This window comes from Chryseobacterium sp. ISL-6, from assembly GCF_018613715.1.
GTDB lineage: Bacteria > Bacteroidota > Bacteroidia > Flavobacteriales > Weeksellaceae > Chryseobacterium > Chryseobacterium paludis.
Window position 1 is genome coordinate 946,654 of sequence record NZ_JAGGPT010000001.1, and the last position, 25,088, is coordinate 971,741.

The window sequence follows — 25,088 nt, forward strand, 5'->3', positions numbered from 1 at the left end:
TTTTTAAGTTGTTTGTTCATCAGTTTTTCTGTGCAGATAAAAAGTTTAAAAATAAACGTGCCGCACCAACATTTCCCGCAGGCAACTGTCTGAAAAATGCCAAAGGTGTATAAATAAAATTACCCTTACCATACTTAGCATATAAAGTTGATCCCTGCAGAGGCTCTTCATCTGAATCGTGCATTTCAAAAAGCGGTTCATAAGCCGAATCCCATTGAGCAGGGAAATAGGCGCCACGCTCCTGTACCCAACCATTAAAATCATCCGCAGTAATTTTGTTCGGAAAGTTCAGTAATTTATGATTGGGATTTAAAAACGTAACCGCAGCATTTTCTTCGGTAACCCTCTTATTTGTAATGCTGAAATTGTACATCCCCAATTTATCAACTGCTGTATCCTGATTGGTGTTATACTGCATTACCAAATTACCCCCGCCTTTTACATAAGACCATAAAAAAGGCATCCAGCGACCCAACTTCTTCTCTGTGTTATTGGCACGAACACCAAGTATGATTGCATCATATTGCAATAGCTTGTTTTGATTAACTTTTCCGCCAGATTCATCTAGGTTTCCATAAAAATCTTCGTCTTTCAGGACTTCTACCTGAATACCTGCAATGCGTAGGAACTCAGGAATGAAATCGCCTGCACCTTCTATGTAACCAACTTTTCTAACTTTCGACTGAATATCGCCTTTCATTACGATTACAGTTGCAGGCGCAAAATATTGTAATGACGGTAAATGCGGGTATTGAATTAACACCTTTTTTTTATTATAAGTTACTCCATCTGCAACATAATTTGCATCCAGTTGAAAACGATCCGAATGTATTGAGGCAAGCTTAGTTTTTGGAATAACGTAATCGACGGTAGTATCTTTTCCATTGATTGAACTTACATCAGTGCCGCCTAACCGTTCTCCGTTATACATCAGGTTCAGATTACCGTTACTGTATTGTTTGTTAGAATTAACCTTAAAATTTAAACTCAAATGTAAATCTTCATTTTCTTTGACCAAATAAAGGGGTTGTGTAAATTTCAGTTCCAGTGCAGGAACAATGCGTAAGGCTTCGACCACATCACCGCGCACAGGGTCTAATTTCTTGAAAGATAAAGGAAGTTTAACCTGAAACTTGTCCGAACCTATTCTTAAACCAAGTAAGATATTCAGTGGTGATTCTGCCTCAGGTAAACCGATTAAAGTATCATTTGTAACAGAGAAAGTTGCCGCATTCGTGGCTGGTCTTTCCAACCAGTAAGGTTCTGTGAGTGCTGCATCAGCAGGAATCTGAATTTTATGTTCAATAGTAATTAAAGAATCTTTTGATAGTTTTCTATTGAAGCTTTCTGACTTACTTAACCATTTTACATCTTCTAAAATAACAGGATTTAAAGTTCTTGAAATCAGATTCAACTTAAAATTGTAGTGATCTCCGGCAACAGCTTCAGCTTGATTGGTAACTGCCTCACCCATGAAGCCCACGCAGCTTAAAATGATATTATCGAGTGCTTTAATTTTATCCTTTTTTAGGTCTATATCATTTAGCGCCATAAACTTTTTTCGTAAAACAAGCAAAGCAGGTAAGCTAAGGTCTGGCTCGTTGAAATTGAAAGCGGAAATAATTTTATCTAATGATTGGTCAATATCAGCGTTTCCCTTTGTGGTCCATGTTTTAACTACCCCATCAAAAAGTGTTGCTTTTGCAGGTTCACCAATAACGTGAGTAAAATATTCGGTTCTGGTCCCGGCCACAGACTGTGTTCCTGCACCCTGGCTTTTATGTAAACTTCTGCTTAATCCTGCCAATTCACCATAGCCCATTCCCAGTTGCGCATCATATTGCCCAACGGTAACTTTCAGTTGATTTTCAGCTGTCGTATTGACTGCACCAAAGCGGAAAGTATTCCATAATACGCGTTTGGGTTGCCATACATTAACATATTTTAGTTGATCTGGAAAAGCAGTTTTATCGCCTGCCAGCTTAAAAGCTTTTTCTGCAACCACAGCCGAAGCCGCATGTTGTCCGTGGCCTGCCGCTGCAGTAGGTGGAAAACGACAAATGATAACATCAGGACGGAATTTGCGGATTGCCCAAACTACATCCGCTGTAATGCTGTCTGCATCCCATTGTTTAAAGGTATCAGTAGTATTTTTAGAGAACCCGAAATCAATCGCCCGGGTAAAAAACTGTTGGGCGCCGTCTAACTTTCTTGCTTCCAAGAGCTCATGCGTTCTGATTAAACCCAATGCAGCACCCTGCTCTGTGCCTAATAAATTCTGACCACCATCACCTCTGGTTAAAGACAAATAGCCCGTTTCTACATTTTGGTCGTTTATTAGCCAGGAGAGTAATCCTGTATTTTCATCATCGGGATGAGCAGCAAGATATAAAACTTTAGGTAAGTGTTTAAGTGTCTTAAGTTCGCGGTAAATTTCAGATGATTTTGAAGGCCGAACCTGTTGGGCCGAACAAAAAATCGTATAAAAGCCAAGAATAAATACAGTGCTTACTTTTTTGAACATTTTAATTTGCTTTGCAGGGCAAATATAAGTAAATCATCTTTCTTTCAACCTTAACATCTAAGAGCTTCTCATTTTCTTTTTGTGGGAGATTTTTTCGATACTCCATCCACGCTGATTCTAATGTAAATCAACTTTTTCAATTGTAATTTGTTTTGGAACTTTTAAGAAAGAAATTCAGCCCGTACCTTTACTCTAACAATAATTAACGTTTTAAGGGTTACAATATGTTTCGCGATCTAAAGCTATAAGCTAAAATTTGTTTTTGCTTTTGATAACATACAGTTATTGTTACAAAATCTTTTATTACGTTGTTTAGCTCAATTTTGAGAAAAAATCTGTAATATCTTCAGAAAGTAATTCCGGTTGTTCCACTGCAGCAAAGTGCCCACCAGCAAACATTGTTGTCCAAGATCGGATATTAAAACCTCTTTCAATATATGACCGGGGTGGAGTGGGCAATTCTTTTGGAAATTTAGCAAAGCCAACTGGTATCGTTACGAACTCATTCTTTTTAAATACTAGTGGTTTTTTGCTGTTTTCTTTATAAATCCGCATAGAGGAATGTATGGTTTGTGTTATCCAGTATAACGTGATATTGGCAAGCAGCTCATCTTTGGTAAAACTATTTTCAATATTTCCATTATTATCACTCCAGCCCTTAAATTTTTCAATGATCCATGCACATAATCCAACAGGAGAATCATTTAGCCCGTATGCAACTGTCAGTGGTTTCGTAGCATGTATATAAGCATATGCCCCTTCCCTGGCAGACCAATCAGCTGCGGTCTTCTGAAAAGCTAATACTTCTTCAGAAAGCTGTTCACCATCTGCTATATAGGGCTTATAAGAACCAGAGATATAGTTGAGGTGCAAACCAATAATATGAGATGGATATTTTAAAGACAACCATGTGCTGATCCCAGAACCTATATCACCACCTTGTGCTCCATAACGTTGATACCCAAGTTCCATCATTAACTGATGCCAAATGTCGGCAACAAACTCACTGTTGCAACCGGGATCAGTAATTTTACCAGAAAAGCCAAATCCCGGAACAGACGGGATAACTAAGTCAAAAGAAAAATAAGGATCTTCAGTCAATAGAGGTATAAGTTTCATCATTTCCAGAAATGATCCTGGCCATCCATGGGTAATTATCAATGGTACTGATCGTTTACCCTTTCCTTTAATATGCATAAAATGAATCTGATATCCATCAATATCAGCCATGAAATTGGGATAAGAATTGATTTCAGTTTCAACTTTTCGCCAGTCAAATGTTTCCTGCCAATATGTTGTCAATTCTTTCAAATAAGAAAGATCAGTACCATAATTCCAATCGGATCCTGTTATCTGATCAGGCCATCTGGTTAGATTTAACCTTAATTTTAGATCGTCCAGAACTTGTTGTGGAACCTTGACTGAAAATGGTTTAATCATATTGCTAGGTGTTGGCATCTCCATAAATGAATGATTTATTTTTGTGATTAAAGGTAACGAAATACCCATTAAAGCTAAACTGCTCTTTTTAATTAATTCTCGTCTGGTTAGAAGATTCATTGTTATAAATTTAATCAGAAATTGCTAGTTTTCAACCGTAACCCTTCCCCTAAAAGCCGTAGCGGTGTCAATTAGAAATCCCCAATGATTACTTGATAAAAAATTGATAATCTGAACTTTAATTTGATCCCCAATTTTTAAAGTTTACATACCTATTGAATAGTCCCTGGGTCAATTTATTCGGATGATTTTGCAGCTTCAAGAATCAACTGGGCTACCTTGAGGCATTTTCTGATTATTTTAAAAGTTCAAACCAATCACCAGGTTCTTTAATCATAATACCTGTATCTAGATCCGCTAAGCTGGCACTCAATCGCTCTAATGCATGTGGAGTCTCGATATAGATAGGTGGTTGATGCATGGTACCATAATGTATTGGAACCACAAAGTCAGCTCTAAGGATATTTGCAGCTGCAGCAGCCTGTTCCGGAGTCATTACAGCTTCAACGGGACTCATTGGCCTAAGTGATGGAAAATCTACAATTGGCGCATTTATCGGTAGGAATGCAATATTGAAGGGACCAAATCTGTGAAAAATTTTCCACCAAAAGCCATGATACAAGGTATCTCCGGCATGAAAAATTCTAAATCCTCCAAACTCTACAATCCAGCTCAACTGAGGATCTCCGAAACCATCAACAGCAGGCACCGAAAAAATCCGATATGGCCCGACTTTTCTTTCTTCCCACTCTCTGACTATTTCAGTCCTGAGCTCATATTTTTTAAGTTCGATCTCGGCATCCTTCGTCAATACCATATCCGCATCGCTCCCTCTAGCCTCAATTGGCCTAAAAACTATCGCATCTTTGCTAAGTGCCACACTTAATGCTTTAGGATCTGCGTGGTCACTGTGTAAATGTGTTAATAACGCGACTGAGGCCACGCCAGTTTTAGAAGATGCCAAAAATTGCTCCTCAGGATTGCGTATCACAGCCAACGGCGAAATATCCTGAACATAGTCTATCAAAAGTGTTTCTCCTGCACATTCGATTTCCACCCCGGCCCACCCCAGCCTACGCATCCTAACTTTTTCTTTATTATCCATAATTTTTCTCATTTTTTATTGACAAGACAAATGTGCAAGTAAAAAAGAGACCATTGATAGGCAAATGTTCCTTAACAGTTAGCAATTCTTCCTGCGCTGGGTAAAGAGGAATACTATAGTAATTTTAGTGGGACTTCTGCTGCGATGCAAATTTATCACGATATTGAATGGGAGATATACCTTCTCTATTACGAAAAAACCGACTAAATGTCTGAATATCATTGTAGCCTAATTGATAAGCAATTTCCTTGATTGAAGAATTGCTGTAGTTGATCTGCCTTCTGGCATGAATCATAATCCTATCATGAATAATTTCACGAGGAGTACGTTTTAAGACCGTTGAAAATAAATTGGCCAGTGTTTTTGGTGACTTGTTTAATTTTGATGCATAAAAAGCAACGTCATGATGTTTGAAAAAGTAGGAATCGACCAGATAGTTAAATTCCCTGATGATATCCAATTGCTTTTTCTCCAAGCTTTTTAAATAAGTGGATTTACTTAAAATCCTAACAGAGAGAATTAGCATTCTCTTAAGCATTGTTTCCAACATTTCTTTTTTCAGGAGATTTTCCTTTTGCATTTCTTTACAGAAAATTTTCCATGAGATCTCAAAATCTTCGGCTTCACTTTCATTTAAAACCAACCTTGGAACGTGTGTTGTACTATAAAACAACAGACCTTTGCTCCCTACTTGGCTATCCTGATCAATCATGCAAAAAAAAGATTTATTGAACCTAATCATGCGGGCGCTAAAGAGTTGTACATGATCAATTTTGTGAAATTCAGTTAAAAAGATAATCTCATTTCTTGAAAATTGATAGGGAACATTATCAATGGTTATTGCTAAACTGTCTGCCGTATTCCAGATAAAAGTCTTGTCCATTTTCTGAGCATGAAAAACACTATCCTGATTTTCACTATCAAGTTCAGTAAGACTGAGAAACTCCTTCGAGTCATTTTCGAAAACCATGGTTAAATATATAGCTCCGCTTTTGAAAGCGCCAGATATCCTAAGGTAATTGTTTTGTCCTTAAAAAAACTTCCATGATTACATTTTACATACCTTTTCATAAACTAAAGTTTTAACAAATATATTAAAAATGAAAATTGAATATGAAGTGATTTAAACTTATTCTTCAAATAAGAAAGGGATGTCGTAATTTGTATTGCAAAACATAATCATTTCAAAATCACTCCCATGTACAGTATACTTGACAAAGATATAAACTAAAATTGCTCTTGAATTATTTAACTATGATGAAATTAAACCTGACCGTTGTTTACATCTCGACCAAAGTATTATCCAGGAACATTACATAATGTTCCATTACTTACAGGAAAAAAATCTTTTGGATGAATTTTAAAATTTTTTCCTTTTTTCATAAATTTGAATTATAGATGTCAAATAGTTATTTTAATGGATTTTTGTTAAATCGAATTGTATAAAATAAACATCATTCTTACCAATAAAATCCAAAACTTAGATATACATCTCTAAGCTTTGGATACTGTTTGATCACCCCTATTGTCCTTTCAGACACTAAGGGAAAAAGAGGTTATAGTGTAAATTAAGTATTTAAGTTTATATTATTTATTAATTTCAGGCCAGGCAAAGCCTACTCCTCCATGCTGGTATCTTTCTGTCTCCAAATAAAAAGAATTTACACCCTGCAGACCAACTCCTGCATAATAAACAAATTTATCTACATACTCCTGATATTCACCAAACTCACGATACTCAGCATGTAAGGCGAGTGCAGCTGCCAATTCTTCATTATGAATACGAAATGCCTCTGCACAGGCATCCTCCAGTGAAAAATTATATTCTTGTTGCAGTACAAAAACCAGGTTAAAAACTTCCGTTCCCTTCGCCATTTCTTTTGGTAGGGAATGAATGTCGTTTTGCCAAGCGACAACTAGGGTCATATGAGATATCATCTTTTGAAAGACAATATGCTCAAAAATATGTTCTGGCAGTACAAGTCCCGATTCAATTTCACCAAAAATCAGATATGGACGCATAAGAACAGAATACTCACGAATGGTTTTGAAAAGAGTGAGAGACGGTGGACGCTGCGCTATTTTGTAAGGATATTCCAATTCGATTCCGTATCTGAAGGATTGATAGAAATAGTAAATAAAACGCTCAACCCACATATCAGGCATCAATGCACGGAATTCATCCCTTATCAAAGCCATATGTTGATAGAGTGCATTTTCTTCCTGCCTTGGTTGCGCTCCCTTAAGAATATCTACACAACGAATCCGTAACTGTTGGATTTCCTCTAGGGAAGAATGCTCCACCTGATCATCAAGAGCGACATACTGGAGCATGAACCTATTACAGGGAATACTCTGCTCATAGGTTAAATCAGGCCACATACGTGCAGTACACATATGGAGCTTCATTTTTTTGTATATTTTCCGCTGTTTTTCTGTCAGAAAAGTATAGTCATTATCAATCCATCCATCCATATCTTTCCCCATTTGTTCTGCATGAGGATTGATAAGATCAGGCCAGGGATAATGGCCAAGAGGCAGGTAATCTTTTGAATTATATTCTTCGGGTTTCATTTTGTTTAAGTTTTAATTTTTGTAATATCATAGAATGGTCCTGGTTTATTCTTGTCGGCTTATCGCATCTGGTTCAGTTTTTCTTTGAGTTCAGCTGCATCTGGAAATTCCATTCCGTTATAACGATCCAGCTTCGTAGAGATGTTTTTCCATCCACTCAGAACCATACTCATGTAATGCACCCAGTTGACAACAGCGTCTTGCCATATTCCAAAATCAGGAAGGGAGGACTGAAGTGCTATAAACTCTTTCAGGTCTTCATTATGAAGGCGAAGATCCTCGAGGCACGCTTCTTTCAGAGACATCTGATTCTCATGTTGGAGTACTTTTACAATATTGTAATAAATACTGTCGGTGGCCTCGTCTTTTAATACAGATTGTACTTCATTGAAAAAAGTAACCAGGTGACACGCCAATGTCTGTAAGCGAATGATCACCGGATGCTCATGTATTTCTGGGGGCAGAACAACACCCGTTTCTATTTCTGTAAGCTGGAGAAAGGGATATAGGCAGATTGAATTTTCACGCAGAGCAATACATTCCGTTACCGTGGGATAGGTTTTGTTTTTCTTATACCTTAGCTCAGCTTCTAATCCATTAAAATACCTGCTGATCATTTTTGTGAAGCGGAAAACTGATTCCTGTGGAATAAACTGTAAAAGTTCCTCTCTTAATGATGCCAGCATAGGACCTAAAGGTATTCCTGAATCTTCGGCGGTTATCTCACCGTTCAGTATCGCAATCGATTGGGCATGCACATGTCCTATGTCATCGGGCTCGCTTTCTTCGTAAAGATCATCATTGTACAACGTCCATAGCATTAGCCGGCATATGGGTTTAAACCGGTCTGGAGATGCGGTAGGAAACCATTGAGCAGCAATATGTGCCGTTTTCGTTTTTTTGTACTTTTTCCGAAGATCAGGGTTCTGCTGATAAAGCCACAGATACTCCCCGTCAATCCATTGATTTTCTGTAAGTTCCTGTAACTGTTCGGCGTTGGGGTTTTTTAATGTAGGGAAGGGGTACCTGAACTGTTTGCGTAGCAGTTCAAGGGTACTGAAATTTTCAGTGCTCATTTTGTGATGTTTTTTGGTTTTTAGTTTGAGACTAATATATAATTAAATTTAATTACACAAGTAATTTATTTCACATAATATTGATATTTAACATCATTATATTCTAATATTACATTATTAATGCATGATTACGTACACATAATAAATGTAATTGTAGTATAAAATTTTAAATGTATTTGCTTGTTTTTAGTGATTTTCGCATCTTTTTTTAGCTAAAAAACTTTGAAAGAAGAGTTCTAGATTTAAAGTCCTGCAACGGGGCTTTATTAATTTGCTTTATAGTTTTCTACTATGAATAAATCAAACTTTGGATATTTGGTAGATATTTTTTCAATTATTATTTTTATATAGATCCAATTTAACCCACCAAGTCCCGCATCAGCTTTTTTGTTTAAAATCAGAATAAAAAAAGATGGGTGATCGAAAAATAATTAATTTTAATAAACTAAACTGGCAATTACATTATGCATGATCAGCTTTACGAAAACGCAAATAATTTATACACCACTGTTCTTCTGCCTTTAACGGAAAAAGACAAACTAGTAATTGAAAAGACGATAAAAAATCATTACCAGATAAATGTTCTGTTACTGCCGCTGTTAGTCTTAATTTATTTTTGGGGATTAGTGTATTTTCTCATTTTCCTTGCTGTCGTCCTTGCCTATAATATTTCTGCTTTTTACAGTATTAATAAACATGAAGTCTCATTAAATAATCAAAAAACTGTATTAACAGGTAAAATCACCCGAAAGGAGCCTCCTGGAGAGGAAATGATCTTTTTTTTCGGTCCGGAGAGATTTGATGTCACGTATGCAAATATCACATACCCTGTTGAAGTCGGTGATACAATTTCTCTTCATTATTCGCAGTTCAGTAGTAAACGAAGAGGCATTCTTCTCAGTGTGGAAAAAGAAAATTATCCAATCAGCTATGCAATGCTTGTTAAACCTTAGTTATTTCAACTAACAAGAGATTTAACACAATAAATTAATTCCGAAAATCAGCAACCAACCGCTGCCTGTAAGCCGGAGTATTTAATATTTGTTTTTGTCAATTATTTTCACTATATTGATATATGAAAAAAAGTGAAAGTCAGCACAGCATAACACATGCAGGAAAAATGAACGAACGAACAAGAGCTTTGGAAGTTCTTGAAAAAGCTAAGCAAACACAAGGGAAAATTACATTCCTAAGACAAGGAGCAGGTAGAAGCTTTAAGCCAAAAAATGAGGAGTAATAAATTGAATTATTTTATATCTTCAAAGAGTAAATAAACAATATAAAGGTGTAGCTAAAACGTTACACCTTTTTCTTTTATTCCGTTCGTCCATACGACATTATTAATCTCACTAACTTCTGACCATTTACCTCAACACTCTGGATCCTCCACTTGTCCAATGTACATGGCTTCTAATTTCATCGCGCTAACACTCTCTCGTAACACATCTTTCTCTTACTCCTTCTTGTCACATTACCTGTAGCTAAATAAGCTACCCTGTAGGTGGCTTATTTGTTAATTATTGATTGTTTGTATATTAATATCTTAACTAATGAAGTGAAAATTACACCACTTCACGACTTGGGTCAAAATTTTAGACTACAGTTAATCAAAAATTAAATTCTCTCATAATAATTAGCAACTATTTTCGCATATTCAGTTTTTGCAACATCATTGAAATGTAGCATTTCATCTAAAATTTCTACTTGCTCTTTTACCGTTGTAAACATATCAGAGCTTGTTCCAAATGATTCTAAAAATTTTCTTTCATCACTAAAGAAGTGAATCCAACTACAGCTATAAATTATGAGGCTTTTGCAATTTTTGGGATTTCCTCAAAAAAAAGCCTGCAATTTTTTAAAATTGCAGGCTTTATTAGCTTTTTTAAGCATTTGTTTGAGTATACTCTCACTTATAGCGGACTGAGAGAGTCCTCTGTCGAACACTTAATACCTCTTCTCACCCTCCTAAATAACATTGAATAATTGTTCTACTAAATCAAAATATTAACTATGATGAAATTAAACCTGACAGTTGTTTACATCTCGAGCAAAGTATTATCCAGGAACATTACATAATGTTCCATTACTTACAGGAAAAAAATCTTTTGGATGAATTTTAAATTTTTTTTCTTTTTTCATAAATTTGAATTATAGATGTCAAATAGTTTATTTTAATGGATTTTTGTTACTCCCGGTTCTTCACCGAATCATAAATCGAATTGTATAAAATAAACGTCATTCTTACCATAAAAACTTCTATAAACTCTTTCAGGTCTTCATTATGAAGGCGAAGATCTTCAAGGCAGGCTTCTTTCAGAGACATCTGATTCTCATGTTGGAGTACTTACAATATTGTAATAAATACTGTCGGTGGCCTCGTCTTTTAATACAGATTGTACCTCATTGAAAAAAGTAACCAGGTGACAGGCTAATGTCTGTAAACATTAGTTAAAGACACTCCTATGGTAACCGCTAATTTTAACAATATGTTACATTTAATTAATAAATAATGAATTATATGCAATTTTAAGTAAATATAACACTCAATAGTGAAAATATTTTATTATATTTGGTATGATTCTAAAAACCATGAAAAAAACATTTTCAAACTGAGATTTTATCTCAACAAAGAAGCTCGGCATATGTATGCCGAGCTTCTCTAATCAAATCAGTATGAAAGATTTTAACTGCTGTATGTGATTGCAATAGTTGTTAATATACAAAGAAAAAATACGAGCTTGTCGGGATTGTTCGTTTCCGTAAAGGAGTTTTCAATTGCTATGAGAAGGCTCTGCAATAAAACGAGGTAAAGAGTTTTAATCTGAGATACAGTCAAATTACCAGGTGAACATAAGGATATAAGTCATGGAATTGCAATTATTCTAGAGACGAAATTTTATATACTATTAATGCTACATTTTTAAAACTGAAAGTCCCTCTGACCTTCAGGCGTGAACTAAATTTTCAAATACTCACTAATTGTTTCTAACACACCAAAATCGTCGTTTGAAAGTGTAGAAAAACGGGCAGCATTCTTTACAGAAGGATGAGCGTTTTCCATTGCGTAAGAATATTTTGATTTTTCCAGCATAGTAATATCATTCATATAGTCTCCGAAAGACATTGTCTGGGAGGGCAAAATATTAAGAAGATTCTGTAATTTTTCTAATGCATTGCCTTTGTTGATGTCTTTATTCATTATATCCAACCAATATTTTCCGGATATAACGACTTCCAGATTGTCCTCTTCGAATTTTTTCAGGAAAGGATAAAGATTCTTTTCGGAACCCCCGGGATGATAAACTGCGATCTTGAATGCGTCATCATCTACCTCTTCTGTCAAGTTATTTACTTTTTGATTTTCAGTATAATATTTTGTAAAATAATCAATAAATTGCTGATCATCACTTTCATAGTAGGCTTTCTTTTTTGCAGACAAAACTGCTCTGGCACCAGGAATTTGACGTATAGCCGTTACAATATCAACAATAAATTTATTATCTAATTTATCAGCGAAAAGTTCTTTATTTTTATAAACTACATATCCTCCGTTTTCTGCAATAAAGCCGATATCATTTTTAATGTCTTCAAAATATTGGGTAATACCGGGCATTTGTCTGCCGCTCGCAGGGACAAACAATATATTTCTTTTTTTTAGTTCTTCGAAAATGGTAGGAAAGCTAGGACTTACTTTGTAATCTGAATTGAGAAACGTGCCATCCATATCTGTGACAATCAGTTTAATATCTGTCATAATAATATTCTTTACAAGAAAATCAAATTGGACTTCTTGATTATAATTCAATTAAATTTACAGTGCAAAGTTAAACACTTTTAATTATAGATTTTTGTAATGCACAATGGAAAGATTTTGTAATATTTCAGCACTCTGTTCTGGTGTGATATCTCGCTGTGATTCTGCCAGCATTTCGTAACCAACCATAAATTTTTTCACTTCACGGCTTCGCAGCAAGGGCGGATAAAAATGCATGTGGAAATGCCATTCCGGATGTGGTTTTCCATCAGTTGGTGACTGGTGAATTCCTGCTGAATACGGGAAAGAAATTTCAAAAAGATTATCATATTTGGTCGTCATAAGGCTAATAATCTCTGCCAGAGCATGCTTTTCAGGTTCGGAAAACTGCAGGATATTTTCAATTTTTTGTTTGCTGATGATCATCGTTTCGTATGGCCAGATCGCCCAAAATGGAACTAATGCTACAAAATGTTTGTTTTCCAGAACGATTCTTTCTTTAAGCTCTAATTCTTTTTTGAGATAGACTTCTAAAAGTGATTTTTTATTTTTATTAAAATACTTTTTAAAATTTTCCATCGTCTTCAAAACTGAAGAAGGAATTGAAGACTGTGCCCATATCTGCCCATGTGGGTGGGGATTGCTACATCCCATTACATTGCCTTTGTTCTCAAAAATCTGAACATGATTAATATAATCTTCAGCTCCCAATTCCTCATATTGCTGTTGCCATACATCAACCACTTTTTTTATATCGTTTACTTCCATTTGCGGTAAAGTAAGACTGTGATTTTCAGAAAAACAAATGACCCTGTTAATCCCTCGTTCTGGCTTTAATAAAAAAAGATCAGATTGTTCTTCAGTAAATTCAACATCATCTTTCATCAATGAACCAAAATCGTTATCAAAAACATAGACGCCTTTATAATCAGGATTTCTTTCACCATTAACACGCAGATTTCCTGAACACAGGTAGCAATTTGGGTCGTGAATAGGAAGTTTTTCTTCGAAAACTTTTTCGGTTTGTCCTTGCCAGGGGCGGCTTGCTCTTTGTGGAGACACCAGGATCCATTCACCCAAAAGAGGGTTGTATCTTCTATGAGGATGTTTTTTCTGATTAAATGATAAATTCATTTCTTTCGTATTCATTGATTCCATCCGATATTTTCACGCGGTACACTTTCATTTCGATACCAAAATCTACCTTGTATTTTTGGGTTATTTTTTCAATCACATCATCTACATTCTCACTTTTAATAAGATTGATACTGCATCCTCCAAAACCGCCGCCCATTATTCTTGCGCCTAAGACACCTTCTTCCTTTAAAGTCTCCTCTACCATAAAATCAAGTTCTTTGCAACTCACTTCAAATTCAGTGGAAAGTCCGGAATGCGTTTCACTAAGAAGTGTACCCAGATATTTTATGTTACCTTCTGACAAAGCTTTGGCAGCTTTTTCAACTCTTTTGATTTCCTTTAAAAGATAAAGACTTCTTTTGTAGGAGGTCTCTCCTATTTCTGCTCTCACTTCATCCAGCATTGAAAAACTGAAGTCTCTGAATTTCTCAACTTCAGGAAACTTCTTCCATAATATCTTTTTAGCTTTATCAACATCCTTTCTCCTGTCATTGTAGCCGGAAGTAAGATGTGTATGTTTTACACAACTGTCGAAAAGCACCAGACTATAACCTTCTATATTGGCTTCGAAATACTGATGCTCCAGGGAATTGCAATCCAGCATTATCACTTGATGTTCTTTTCCAAAAACGGATGCGAACTGATCCATAATTCCACACTTCACACCGACAAAGGTGTGTTCGGATTTCTGACCAATGAGAGCTAAATCTTTCTTTGTTAAATTTAAATCAAAAAGTTCGTTGAGAATAAAAGCAAATCCGCATTCTAAAGCTGCTGACGACGATAAACCGGAACCCATTGGAATGGTACTGCTAAAGGCAACTTGTAAACCTCCGATCTTTTTTCCGCTTTCCTGAATAACATTAAATACACCCAATAAATAATTAACCCACATCTGTGAAACCGGACTTTGCTTTTGGGTGATATTAAAACTAAAAGAATCGTCAAAGTCTTTAGCAAAAAAGGTGCAATTTTCCGAATTATCAACTTTTCTTACAGCAAAGCAGATATATTTGTCAATAGCAGCAGGAAGTACGAAACCATCGCTATAATCTACGTGCTCACCGATAATATTAATTCGTCCCGGAGCCAGAAAAATACTTTCCGGCTCGGACTCGAATACCGATTGGAATGCTTCTATTGTATAATTGATTAATTTCTCCATTATCAATGACTGCAATTTTCTTTTTTTAAATGAATTGAGCCTTAAAATTTAATTCTATCTTTTTGCCAGAAATATTTAAAAAAGAAAAGCAGGTATTTTTAAATTAATGAATTTTCCTTTTCATTGCTTTTTTTGCAGCTTCCACGATGTCACCGGCTGTAAGCCCATATTTTTCCATCAGTTGATCAGGTGTTCCACTTTCTCCAAAACTGTCATTTACCGCAACATATTCCTGAGGGGCAAGATATTCTGTGATCAAAAGGTGAGCAATACTGTCACCTAAACCTCCTAATCTGTTATGCTCTTCGGCAGTAACAACACACCGCGTTTTTTTTACTGAATTTAAAATAGCAGCAGCATCCAAAGGCTTTATAGTATGGATATTGATAATTTCAGCATCAATTCCCTGTTCTTCCAGGAGTTCTCCCGCTTTTATTGCTTCCCAAACCAAATGACCGGTCGCAACGATGGTAACATCTTTTCCTTCATTCACCATCCAGGCTTTCCCAATCTCAAAGTTTTGATTCTCATCCGTAAAAACAGGAATTACAGGTCTTCCGAAACGCAGATAAACCGGACCTTCATAATCTGCAATAGCAATAGTTGCTGCTTTGGTCTGATTGTAGTCGCAAGTATTGATAACAGTCATCCCCGGAAGCATTTTCATCAAACCGATATCTTCCAGAATCTGATGCGTTGCACCGTCTTCGCCTAAAGTAAGACCTGCGTGTGAAGCACAGATTTTCACATTCTTATCGGAATAGGCAACAGACTGACGAATCTGGTCGTACACTCTTCCCGTAGAAAAGTTGGCAAATGTTCCTGTAAACGGAATTTTACCTTCCGTTGCCAAACCTGCGGCAATACCAATCATATTCGCTTCCGCAATCCCGATCTGGAAAAAACGCTCTGGTGCTTTTTCTATGAATTTTTCCATTTTCAATGAACCGATAAGGTCCGCGCAAAGAGCCACAACCTCAGGATTTTTGTCTGCTAGTTCAGCAAGACCAGCTCCAAAACCGCTTCTGGTATCTTTTTTTTCTGTGTAAGTATATTTTTTCATTTGATATCTGTTTAATAATCCCCCAAAGTTTCTTCAAGCTGATCTAATGCTTTTGCCAATTGCTCATCGTTAGGTGCTTTTCCATGCCAGGCGTGACTTCCCATCATATAATCTACACCGTAACCCATTCCTGTTTTCAGGAGAATACAAATCGGCTGGCCTTTTCCTGTCAACGATCTGGCCTCATCTAAAGCAATAAGAATTTCCTCCATATCATTTCCATTTTCTACTTCCAGCACATTCCAGTCAAAGGCTTCAAATTTGGATTTAAGATTACCTAAAGAAAGTACTTTTGAAGTCGGTCCGTCAATCTGTTGACCGTTATAATCTACAGTTGCAATCAGATTATCTACCTTATTGTGAGAAGCGTACATGATGGCTTCCCAGTTTTGTCCTTCCTGCAATTCGCCGTCGCCGTGAAGGGTAAATACTAAATTTTCATCTTTGTTTAGTTTTTTACCCACTGCATGGCCGATTGCTACCGACAAGCCTTGCCCTAGAGAGCCTGATGCTACCCGAACACCGGGAAGGTGCTCATGTGTGGTAGGATGTCCCTGCAATCTTGAATTTAGCTTTCTGAAAGTTGCCAATTCTGATTTATCGAAATATCCTGCGTGTGCCAAAACACTATAAAAAACCGGAGAAATATGGCCATTGGAAAGATAAAATACATCTTCCCCTTTTCCACTCATATTAAATCCTTCATTTCTTTTCATCACATCAAAATACAGAGCGACCAAAAAGTCTGCACATCCCAGCGAACCTCCGGGATGACCCGATTGACAAGCATGAACCATTCTTACTATATCCCTTCTCACCTGGGAAGCGATATTTTTGAGTTTTAAAAGATCGTGCTGCATATAATTATTTCATTTTTTTTGAATCTTTGATAAACTGATCCAACCCACTGTCTGTTAAAGGATGTTTCAGCAATGACAAAATGGGAGGTAAAGGACAGGTAACAACATCAGCACCTATTTTTGCACAATTGATAATGTGCATACTGTGTCTTACAGAAGCTGCCAGTATCTGTGTTTCAAAACCGTAATTATCATAAATGGTTCTGATTTCTTCAATTAAATTTAAGCCATCTGTAGAAACATCATCCAGCCTGCCTAAAAAAGGCGAAACATACGTTGCTCCGGCTTTTGCAGCCAGAAGAGCCTGTCCTGAAGAAAAAATCAAGGTACAATTGGTTCGGATTCCTTTTTGGGAAAAATATTTAATGGCTTTGATACCGTCTTTGATGATGGGAACTTTTACCACAATCTGAGGATGCAGTGCCGCCAATTCCTCTCCTTCTTTAATCATTTCGTCATAAGTAATTCCTATAACTTCGGCACTTACATCACCATCTACAATATCGCAAATTTTAAGATAATGGTTAAGAATATCTTCTTTTCCGGAAATCCCTTCTTTAGCCATTAAAGAAGGATTGGTTGTAACGCCGTCTAAAACACCCAAAGCATGGGCTTCTTCAATCATAGAAAGATTGGCAGTGTCTATAAAAAATTTCATAAAATGTTGTTTAATCTTTTAAGTGTTAAAAATACACTTAACAAATGAAATAAACAATTTTAGTTTAATTTATTTTGAAGAAAAGCATCATTGCATGACATAATTAAACTCTTTACGATATTGAGAAGGACTTTTCTTTATATATTCCTTAAAAGTTTTGTTAAAATAGCTGAAATTATTAAAACCGCTTTCAAAACAAACGTCTGTTATGCTTAATGGTTTTTCAGCGAGCAGTTTCAGAGAATGTGTAATCCGGTATTCATTTACAAATTGGGTAAAGGTTTTGTTGGTGATTTTCTTGAAATAACGGCAGAAAGAAGGCACTTTCATATTCGCCAAATCTGCAATTTCTTTCAAAGTTATCTGCTCTTTAAAATGATCTTTCACATAATTGAAGATATGATTGATCCTTTCATTATCCTCAACCTGAGTTTGCAGGTAATATTTTCCTGCATTAAGAATTCTGTAATTATCCGTGGCAGAAAGCTCGTGTAGAATTTCAAAAAATTTCAACAGCTTTTCTAAAGATTCTGACTGATGCATCTGCGAAATTTTTTTTCTCATTGCTTTTTTGACATCGTCGCCGAAGACCATTCCACTTCTTGATTTTTCGAGCATTGCGTGAATTTTTGCCATTTCAGGATTTTCCCAAATCTTTTCACCCAGAAAATCAGGCTTAAACTGAATCACCATTTCGTAATCGTTATTGGTATTTTCATTGGTTAAACCACAATGTGGCAAATTACTGCCAATCAGCACCAAATCACCATCAGTAAAGTATGAGATATTACTTCCTATCTGCCTTTTGCCGGATCCCCCTTTTACCAGAATCAATTCAACCTCAGGATGATAATGCCAAACGTGAGATTTGATATTCTCATTTCTCTGAAACTTAAGGCTCGTAAAACTGCTTCCTATATTAGGATTGACAGCTTCAAATGCGGGACTGTGGTGTTTCATAATTTAATTCTCAATCAAAGTTATAAAATAATATTTACAAAATTAACTGTTAATATTTAAATAATATACAATTAAGGTTAATATAGAACATAAATATGAAAATTACATTCTAAAATCCAACAGAGAAACACTATACATTTGCAGTATCAGTATCAGCAAACATAAAACACTTTTATTATGAATAATCTATTAAAAATCAGTCTATTTGTTGTGTTTATTTTAACTTCAGCAGATGTAATGAGTAAAGACAGAGACTTTTCTGTATCATTCGGAAATGTAAATTCTAAAACCTTTAGTTTTGAAGTGAGCAACGCGCAAAATATTTCCCTGTTTGTATACAATGATAACCAGGGAGAAATATATTCTGAGAAAATAGGAGATCAAAATTTCATTTCGAAATCATATAATCTTGAAACTTTATCCGACGGAACTTATTATCTGGTTGCAGAATCTGATTATAAAATTGAAAAATATAAAATCAGTATCCAAAATAAAAATCTGATGGTTGAAAAAAAACCGGTTACCGAAATCATCAAGCCGGAATTTACGATCAACGACAATATTGTAAAACTCAATATGCAAGACATGAAAGGTTCTGTAAACGTTTCTGTTCAGGATTTTTCAGATAATATCTACTATAGTGAAACTAAATTCGCAAAAAATGGCAAACTCAGTTTAACATTCCAACTGGATCCCAAAACCTCTCCAAGTTACATCATCGCAGTAGAGAAAAACGGTAATATATTCAGTAAAATTATTGCTCTTAAATAAAATATAGATTCATACATATTAAAAGCAGCTCTACCTTTCGGAAGAGCTGCTTTTTTTAATTATGATGTCCCATATTCAGTTTAATCTTCTTCAAATCTTCCAGTTCGTGAACCGGTCGTTCGATGTCATAAGGAATCGGCATCTTTGAATAGGTCTGAAAATACAACAGACAAGCGTCTTTCCACCACTCAGCGTCTTTTGCCTGAATTTTCAATTTAGACTGAACTTCTGTAAATCGTTCTTCATCAATATAAGGCTGAATTTTATCCCAGACTTTTTGATACCCCCGTACATTTTTAACCCCTGTATCATATTTGTATGATAATTCTTCCCACAAAGTTTTCCCATCCTTCATCTCATACTCCCAGGGAACATGATGAAACCATAGAATCAAGTTTTCTGGGCAGGTTTTGATATTTCCATAGATTTCATTTAATGGAGGAAAATAATCAGAAACTGCATTGCTTCCGGATTTTGTTCTGTCGAAACCGATTCCCATCTCATTTGCCTGATGATAATATACTGGCGACCAGTCAGGTCTTCCACTTTTATAATCTCCCCAAGGTTCAGGGCCATAATGATGTCCTGATGCAAAAATATGGTGCAAGCCAAGAGGCATCATATAATCCACTGCTGTTTCCCTTGAAGTGAGCATCATTTCTTTTACAGGATTAACGAATTTATCATTATCCGTAAATGTCATTTTGATCCATTCATCAGCAATCTGTTCAGAGGTCAGATCCCGGTTCCATGCCAAACGTCCGAATGCATACCAATTGGACTGTGCAAAATGATGTCCCGTCCAGTTTTTATCTTCCCCAATGTTAGAAACTGCCGAGATCGCCGAAATTTTTGCAGGTCTTAAAGTGCCATCCGTAATTTTAGCAATCGTAGAACCAGTTCCGTCAGAATAGGTATCACTGTCTAAAGTTTCCTTGAATAAGGGCGCGAGATAAACCAGATGGTTGGACTGCCCTAAATATTCCTGAGTAATTTGAAATTCAACCATTTCAGGAGTTTTTCTCAAAGCTCCAAAAAGTGGATTAAATGCTTCCCGGGGTTGAAAATCAACAGGTCCGTTTTTGATCTGAATAATAACATTATCTCTGAATTTTCCATCAAGAGGAACAAATTCCAGATAAGCCTGTCTTGCACGGTCTTCTTTACTTGGACTGTACACAAAAGCCCTCCACATGACGATTCCACCGTAGGGTTTCAAAACATCTGCCATCATATTCGCTCCGTCAGCATGGGTTCTTCCATAATCCTGTGGACCGGGTTGTCCCTCGGAATTCGCTTTCACCAAAAACCCGCCGAAATCTGGAATTAATTTATATATTTCAGAAGCCTTATCTTTCCACCATTCCTGAACATCTTTGTTCAAAGGATCCGAATTCTGTAATCCACCCAAAACTTTTGGCGATGAAAAATTGACTGAAAGATAGACTTTGATTCCGTAAGGTCTGAAAAGGTCTGCCAGAACTTTAACTTTTCCAAGATAATCTTTACGTAGCATATTTGGAGATGCATTCACATTATTAAGAACAGTTGCATTAATTCCAATCGAAGCGTTAGCTCTTGCATATTCTTCGTATCTGGGAGAAACTGAATGCGGTAAATCTTCCCATTTCCAAAGAGAATGTCCGGCATAACCACGCTCAATTGTTCCATCCAGATTATCCCAATGATTGAGAATTCTCACATCATACGAAGGTTTTTCTGTAATATTAAGATTTGTTAAAGCTGACTTTGTTTGCTGCAAACGTAAAATATGATAGACCCCATAGAGCAATCCGATTTCTTTTTCGGCAGAAATAACCAGTTTGTTCTGAATCGATTTTATCGTATAACCACCTTTTAAATTTTTTAATGATTTTTCCGTGCGAAGTTCAATTTCCTGACCCTGCCAATGATTCATTAATTCTTTTTTGGCAATCTCTAAAGTTGGATTGTTTCCTTTAGAAATAATTTTATCTGCTGAAACTCCATTTTTTGCAGGAAACCGAAGCCAAAGCAGACTTCCATCCTCGGCCAAAACCGTTAAAGGAATCATTAAAAACAATATGATGTATAATCGGAAATAACGCATTGGATTCTTTAATTTTTTTATTTAAATAACTGTTAAATGGGTTAAAAACCCATCCATATTGATTAATTATCGAGTCCTTCAATGGTTTTAATTTTACCATCACTGTCGTATTCGAGTTCAATGACTTTCATGCTTCTAAGCCATGTTTTTCCCTCGCTCGGAACACAATCATGGAAGAAAAGATACCATTTCCCGTTATATTCTACAATACTGTGATGGGTCGTCCATCCAACAACAGGTGTCAGAATTTCTCCCTGAAAAGTAAATGGACCATAGGGATTGTTTCCTGTTGCATAACATATTAGATGTGTATCACCGGTAGAATAAGAAAAATAATACTTGTTATTGTATTTATGCATCCAGGAAGCTTCAAAAAAACGATGCTTGTCGCCATGGAGTAAAGGATTTCCGTTTTCGTCAAGAATAAGAACATCTTTCGGCTCTTCTCCGAATTCCAGCATATCCTCTCTTAAAATAGCAATCTTTGAAGAAATTGCCTGTTCATCATCATTGGGAAGAATAGCAGATTCAAGGGCTTTGTTATTTCTGTAACGTTGTAATTGTCCACCCCAGATTCCGCCGAAATACATATAATGTTTTCCATCCTCTTCAAAAACACAGGGGTCGATGCTATAACTTCCCATCATCGGATGTTTCTCCGGAACAAATGGTCCGTAGGGCTTATCACTTACTGCAACACCTATTCTGAAGATATCGTTTTTATCTTTTAAAGGAAAATACATATAGTACTTTCCTTTTTTATACGCTACATCGCAATCCCATAACTGCCTTCCCGACCAGGGAATATCTTTCACGGAAAGCACAACACCATGATCTTTGATTTCACCATTTTCCACATCGTCTAAAGAAAAAACATGATAATCATTCATATCAAAATGATCTCCGTTATCATTCTCTTCCATTCCACTTTCCCAGTCATGTGACGGGTAGATGTACAATTTGCCTTCAAAAACGTGTACAGAGGGGTCTGCCATATAATCCTTCGGGAATAGATATTTTGCTTTTTTCATTGTTTTAATTAGAAGTTAGATATTAGAATTATTTTTCTTTTGTCAGCTGAATGATTTTTTCCACCACAGGTTTTGTCTGACCATTCCGGTCAAAAAGCAACGGATAGTCGGTTCTTCCTTTTACAGGAAAATCATTTTTCCACGATTGTGCATCGGTAGTACCCCATAATGTCACCCTTCTTATTTTATCCTGGTGTTTGATGAAGAGTCTGAAAAAATCCAGATAACGGTTTTCCCATTCTGTCTTTATATTTTCGGGAAGACCTGTCGTATAAGGATTCATTTTTGCCTGATATTCCACGGTATCTGAAACATTGGCAGAAGTTCCCCAAGGTGAAGGAAGTGCACTAATCTCCATTTCGGTAACATTCACTTTAATGCCGTTTGCTGCATAGGCTACAATTGCTTTTTCATATTCATCAAGCTTTGGTGTATCGAGACCAACGTGTGTCTGCATACCAACTCCATCGATACGAATTCCTTTGGTTTTCAATTTTTCAACCATTTTGCTAACAGTCTGAACTTTTTCGGGGTACCATTCGTTGTAATCGTTGTAATATAATTCTGCGTTTGGATCTGCTTCGTGAGCATACTGAAATGCCAAGGGAATAAATTCTTCACCAAGGATTTCGTAAAATTTACTTTTACGGTAAGAACCGTCTTCCATGATGGCTTCATTGACTACATCCCAACCTTTCACCCGACCTTTGTATCTGCTTACAACCGTAGTGATATGATTTTTCATCCTTTGTTTAAGAACTTCTGCTGAAATCTCTTTTCCATCTTTATCAATGAAAAACCATTTGGGCAACTGAGAATGCCAAATCAGCGTATGACCGATAATGAACATTTTGTTTTTCTCTCCGAAAGCTACAAATTTATCGGCATCATCAAAAAAGAATTTTCCTTCCTGCGGTTGCAGAAACATAGATTTCATACAGTTTTCTGCAACAATAGAGCTAAACTGCTTTTTAATGATCCCAACAGAATTGGCCTCTGTTTCGTCAATCTGCGGAAGGCTCATTGCTGTTCCGACGTAAAATTTATTCTTGAATGCATTTTTAAGGGTCACCGCAGAAGCTGCATTGCCTGCTGTCTTACACGATACGGTCAAGGTTAAAATTCCTAATAATGCTGCTATTTTTCTCATAAGCTTTTTATTTTCATTTGGCTTTGGATGAAACTTATTTTAAATTTTGACTAAAGCCATTTCCTTGTATTGTATTGAACGGGTTAAAGCCCATTCGTACTTATTTTTTATTAATCTCGCCAATATTTTTTGAACACTAATCATACGCAGTCCGGCTTAAACAGAGCTCTTTTTGCGAGAAAAAAAACATTTCTGATTTGTTTTTTTACTTTCTTCTTTCTTTAAGTTCTTGCTCGATTTTAATTTCCATCTTTTTATTGATTTCGTAAAACATCAGCAGTCCACACGCTAAAAAGAAAGGAATGGAAGGAAATACACTGACCAGCATTTTTGCACCTGCGGAAACTGTTTCCGGCTGTATCACGTTTACCGCACCTTCAGAGGAGATATAACCATACTGACCAATAATATATGCGACTAATGAGCTTCCGATGCTTAAACCTACCTTCAAGCCTACCATCATTGCCGAAAAAATAATGGCAGTTGCCCGTCTGTTATTTTTCCATTCGGAATAGTCCGCGACATCAGCAATCATTGCCCAAAGCAAAGGTGTACCGATTCCGTAAAAGAAACCGTGTAAAATCTGCGACAAAAACATCAATCCAACAGATTTTGGCGGATAGAAAATAAAGGCCACTACAAATAAAGTTGATATAAACAATGAAGCAATAAACGCATCTCTTTTGCCATATTTGTCTGCAAATTTTTTAGAGAAAGTGATTCCGACAATCATCATAATGATTCCTCCGGCATTGAAAAGTCCGAAACCTGCTGAACGTGCATCTTCACCAAAGAAATTCATCCCAATGGAATTGAAGAAATTGGTTATTGGTGATATAAATTGCTGAAGAGAAGCTTCATCTACATAGTTATTAAAATAATATACATACGAACCTCCCTTCATTGCCAATGTAATGAAAATCAATGCCGTAACCACCAACATTATAATCCAGGGCTTGTTTTTCTTTAAGTCTTTTAAATCAGCACCTAAAGTCGATTCTTGCTCCGGTTTTGGAACCACTCTTTCTTTGGTGGTGAAAAATGTTATCAGTAACATTGCTGTTCCTATAATCGCTAACCAAGTCATTACCACTTCGATTCCGGCCGCTTTATTGCCATGTCCTGCAGATAAAATAATCGGTAACATAAATACCTGAACAAAAAATTGCGCAAACATTACAGCTACAAAACGATAAGAAGAAATACTGTTGCGCTCACCCATATCGCCTGTGATTACACCACTTAAAGCAGCATAAGGTAAATTATTGGCCGCGTAAAGCAATAGTAATACAGAGTAAGTGACTGCTGCATAAATCATTTTTCCTTTATACGAAAAATCAGGAGTACTGAATGCTAAAAGCGCTGCTGCACCCAACGGAATGGCAGACAGCAAAATCCACGGACGGAACTTCCCCCACTTTGTTCGTGTTCGGTCTGCCAAAGCACCAATCATTGGGTTGAAGACAAAACCAGCCAATAATCCGACGGTGAGTGTAATGATAGAGGCATTTTCCGGTTTTAATCCATAAATATCTGTGTAGAAATACGCTAAATATGTTACGAGCGTCTGGAAAACCAGATTGGCTGCTAGGTCTCCTAAACTGTAGCCAATTTTCTCAATAACAGATATTTTTTGGGATGAGTTGTTCATTTTAATAGTTTATAATTGAT

The 25,088-nt window shown here is 36.2% G+C and carries 21 protein-coding genes; 3 read left to right on the plus strand and 18 right to left on the minus strand.

The annotated features are described in order from the left end of the window. Positions 1 to 19: 19 nt before the first annotated feature. The 6 genes from J7E44_RS04260 to J7E44_RS04285 form a co-directional block, all read right to left on the minus strand. On the minus strand, positions 20 to 2,524 hold the full coding sequence (locus tag J7E44_RS04260) for a PIG-L family deacetylase (RefSeq protein ID WP_214825922.1): 2,505 nt from the start codon (positions 2,522 to 2,524) through the stop codon (positions 20 to 22). Between the two features lie 312 nt (positions 2,525 to 2,836). Next, positions 2,837 to 4,084: an epoxide hydrolase family protein gene (locus J7E44_RS04265; RefSeq protein ID WP_251040470.1), complete on the minus strand. Its 1,248-nt coding sequence runs from the start codon at positions 4,082 to 4,084 to the stop codon at positions 2,837 to 2,839. Positions 4,085 to 4,319: 235 nt separating this feature from the next. Next, positions 4,320 to 5,141, minus strand: coding sequence for an MBL fold metallo-hydrolase (locus J7E44_RS04270; protein WP_214825924.1), 822 nt, complete (start codon positions 5,139 to 5,141; stop codon positions 4,320 to 4,322). A gap of 112 nt (positions 5,142 to 5,253) precedes the next feature. Continuing rightward, positions 5,254 to 6,099: a helix-turn-helix domain-containing protein gene (locus J7E44_RS04275; RefSeq protein ID WP_214825926.1), complete on the minus strand. Its 846-nt coding sequence runs from the start codon at positions 6,097 to 6,099 to the stop codon at positions 5,254 to 5,256. Positions 6,100 to 6,716: 617 nt separating this feature from the next. Further along, positions 6,717 to 7,703 (minus strand): terpene synthase family protein, encoded by a 987-nt coding sequence (locus J7E44_RS04280; RefSeq protein ID WP_214825928.1) that lies wholly within the window; start codon positions 7,701 to 7,703, stop codon positions 6,717 to 6,719. A 59-nt stretch (positions 7,704 to 7,762) separates the two neighbouring features. Next, positions 7,763 to 8,779, minus strand: a complete 1,017-nt coding sequence (locus J7E44_RS04285) for a terpene synthase family protein (protein WP_214825930.1) — start codon at positions 8,777 to 8,779, stop codon at positions 7,763 to 7,765. Between the two features lie 464 nt (positions 8,780 to 9,243). Between J7E44_RS04285 and J7E44_RS04290 the strand changes: the two genes are divergently transcribed. Both J7E44_RS04290 and J7E44_RS04295 read left to right on the plus strand, forming a co-directional pair. Continuing rightward, on the plus strand, positions 9,244 to 9,732 hold the full coding sequence (locus tag J7E44_RS04290) for a hypothetical protein (RefSeq protein ID WP_214825932.1): 489 nt from the start codon (positions 9,244 to 9,246) through the stop codon (positions 9,730 to 9,732). Between the two features lie 122 nt (positions 9,733 to 9,854). Continuing rightward, positions 9,855 to 10,016: a hypothetical protein gene (locus tag J7E44_RS04295; RefSeq protein WP_214825933.1), complete on the plus strand. Its 162-nt coding sequence runs from the start codon at positions 9,855 to 9,857 to the stop codon at positions 10,014 to 10,016. A 948-nt stretch (positions 10,017 to 10,964) separates the two neighbouring features. Here J7E44_RS04295 and J7E44_RS04300 read toward each other — a convergent pair. The 8 genes from J7E44_RS04300 to J7E44_RS04335 all read right to left on the minus strand — a co-directional run bounded on the left by J7E44_RS04300 (position 10,965) and on the right by J7E44_RS04335 (position 18,376). Beyond that, complete coding sequence (locus J7E44_RS04300; protein ID WP_214825934.1) at positions 10,965 to 11,102, minus strand: hypothetical protein; 138 nt, start codon at positions 11,100 to 11,102, stop codon at positions 10,965 to 10,967. 633 nt (positions 11,103 to 11,735) lie between these two features. Beyond that, entirely contained in the window at positions 11,736 to 12,533 is a 798-nt protein-coding gene (locus tag J7E44_RS04305; RefSeq protein WP_214825935.1) for an HAD family hydrolase, read from the minus strand. Between the two features lie 84 nt (positions 12,534 to 12,617). Continuing rightward, on the minus strand, positions 12,618 to 13,682 hold the full coding sequence (locus J7E44_RS04310; protein ID WP_315941750.1) for a UDP-glucose--hexose-1-phosphate uridylyltransferase: 1,065 nt from the start codon (positions 13,680 to 13,682) through the stop codon (positions 12,618 to 12,620). Continuing rightward, positions 13,651 to 14,835 (minus strand): galactokinase, encoded by a 1,185-nt coding sequence (gene galK, locus J7E44_RS04315; protein WP_251040471.1) that lies wholly within the window; start codon positions 14,833 to 14,835, stop codon positions 13,651 to 13,653. Before galK ends, J7E44_RS04310 begins: the two co-directional genes overlap by 32 nt. Before the next feature lie 103 nt (positions 14,836 to 14,938). After that, on the minus strand, positions 14,939 to 15,898 hold the full coding sequence (locus J7E44_RS04320) for a transketolase family protein (RefSeq protein ID WP_214825937.1): 960 nt from the start codon (positions 15,896 to 15,898) through the stop codon (positions 14,939 to 14,941). Between the two features lie 11 nt (positions 15,899 to 15,909). After that, entirely contained in the window at positions 15,910 to 16,758 is an 849-nt protein-coding gene (locus tag J7E44_RS04325) for a transketolase (RefSeq protein WP_214825938.1), read from the minus strand. A 4-nt stretch (positions 16,759 to 16,762) separates the two neighbouring features. Then, positions 16,763 to 17,416 carry a fructose-6-phosphate aldolase gene (gene fsa / locus J7E44_RS04330; protein ID WP_214825940.1) on the minus strand — a complete coding sequence of 218 codons (654 nt, stop codon included), beginning with the start codon at positions 17,414 to 17,416 and terminating at the stop codon, positions 16,763 to 16,765. Between the two features lie 87 nt (positions 17,417 to 17,503). Then, complete coding sequence (locus J7E44_RS04335; RefSeq protein ID WP_214825942.1) at positions 17,504 to 18,376, minus strand: AraC family transcriptional regulator; 873 nt, start codon at positions 18,374 to 18,376, stop codon at positions 17,504 to 17,506. Positions 18,377 to 18,553: 177 nt separating this feature from the next. On the opposite strand from J7E44_RS04335, the gene J7E44_RS04340 reads away from it, so the two are divergent. Further along, a complete protein-coding gene (locus J7E44_RS04340; protein WP_214825943.1) occupies positions 18,554 to 19,147 on the plus strand; it encodes a hypothetical protein in 594 nt (197 codons plus the stop codon). Positions 19,148 to 19,202: 55 nt separating this feature from the next. Here the strand turns inward: J7E44_RS04340 and J7E44_RS04345 are convergent, their stop codons facing one another. The 4 genes from J7E44_RS04345 to J7E44_RS04360 all read right to left on the minus strand — a co-directional run bounded on the left by J7E44_RS04345 (position 19,203) and on the right by J7E44_RS04360 (position 25,068). Further along, positions 19,203 to 21,236 (minus strand): alpha-glucuronidase, encoded by a 2,034-nt coding sequence (locus J7E44_RS04345; protein WP_214825945.1) that lies wholly within the window; start codon positions 21,234 to 21,236, stop codon positions 19,203 to 19,205. A gap of 62 nt (positions 21,237 to 21,298) precedes the next feature. Further along, on the minus strand, positions 21,299 to 22,267 hold the full coding sequence (locus J7E44_RS04350; RefSeq protein WP_214825947.1) for a glycoside hydrolase family 43 protein: 969 nt from the start codon (positions 22,265 to 22,267) through the stop codon (positions 21,299 to 21,301). Positions 22,268 to 22,295: 28 nt separating this feature from the next. Next, on the minus strand, positions 22,296 to 23,417 hold the full coding sequence (locus J7E44_RS04355; RefSeq protein ID WP_214825949.1) for an endo-1,4-beta-xylanase: 1,122 nt from the start codon (positions 23,415 to 23,417) through the stop codon (positions 22,296 to 22,298). A 205-nt stretch (positions 23,418 to 23,622) separates the two neighbouring features. Then, positions 23,623 to 25,068 (minus strand): MFS transporter, encoded by a 1,446-nt coding sequence (locus J7E44_RS04360; protein WP_214825951.1) that lies wholly within the window; start codon positions 25,066 to 25,068, stop codon positions 23,623 to 23,625. Positions 25,069 to 25,088 lie beyond the last annotated feature (20 nt).